Source organism: Halorubrum sp. AJ67 (genome assembly GCF_000513435.1).
In genome coordinates, this window is the sequence record NZ_CBVY010000010.1 from 73,653 (window position 1) to 74,544 (window position 892).

At 67.7% G+C, this 892-nt stretch carries 2 protein-coding genes; one reads left to right on the forward strand and one right to left on the reverse strand.

The genetic code is table 11. The annotated features are described in order from the left end of the window. On the reverse strand, window positions 1-300 hold a 300-nt coding region (locus BN903_RS09745), incomplete at its 3' end, for a PHP domain-containing protein (RefSeq protein WP_048077548.1). Window positions 301-447: 147 nt separating this feature from the next. Here BN903_RS09745 and BN903_RS09750 point away from each other — a divergent pair. Continuing rightward, window positions 448-732, forward strand: coding sequence for a hypothetical protein (locus tag BN903_RS09750; protein ID WP_048077549.1), 285 nt, complete (start codon window positions 448-450; stop codon window positions 730-732). The last annotated feature ends 160 nt before the right edge of the window (window positions 733-892 follow it).

Sequence of the window (892 nt, forward strand, 5' to 3'; positions counted from 1 at the left end):
GAGGCGGTCGATCTCCGCGTCGAGGGCGTCGGTGTGTTCCACGCCGTACCCGAGGAGGTCGAGCCGCTCGAAGCCGGCGTCGACGCGGAGTTCGATCCCGCGCACGATCCGGACGCCGTCGCGCTCGACGACCGGCGCGTCGAGACCCGGGTGGATCCGGTCGTGGTCGGTGACTGCGACCCAGTCGACGCCGGCGTCGCGGGCGGCCGCCGGCACCTCGTCTAGGGTGAGCGTCCCGTCCGAAACGGTCGTGTGCGCGTGGAGGTCGGCGACGACGGGGTCAGCGGAGTCGGCGGGCATAAACGCGGATAGCGGGGCCTGTCACTAATCGACGGCGGTTCTGGACGGCGTCGGGATTGGACGGATATAAGGCGGTATAAGGTATCCCCTCCGACTAAGGTTGTACATGGACAATCATTAAGAACTATCGGCGGCTTTCAGCTGTTGATGCGCTTGAACGGCGTCGACGACCGACTCGAACGGCACCAGTACCCGACCACCTCCGAGGAGATCATCGCGGCTCACGGAAACGCGACCGTAGAGCTCGCGAACGGGTCCGAGCGGCTCGGCGACGTCTTGGAACGGTTCGGCGACCAGACGTTCGAGGACGCCGGCGAGGTGTTCACCGCGATCCGAGCCGGCGTCTGTCACCGCGGCGTCGGTCGCCGGTTCTACTCGGACCGGGACCCGACCACCGACGCGGAGGACGGGCCCTCGCCGGTCTCGTTCTGACGCGGCGAACCGCACGGAGTCCGTACCCTCTCTTTCGAGATCCGACCGAGGAGCGACGCGGCTACGACACCGGATCGACGACCTCGGAGAGGTCGAGCGGGATCGACCCCTTCCGATACCCCTCAACCGAGCCGTCCGGCTCGGCGCGGTACACGACGGC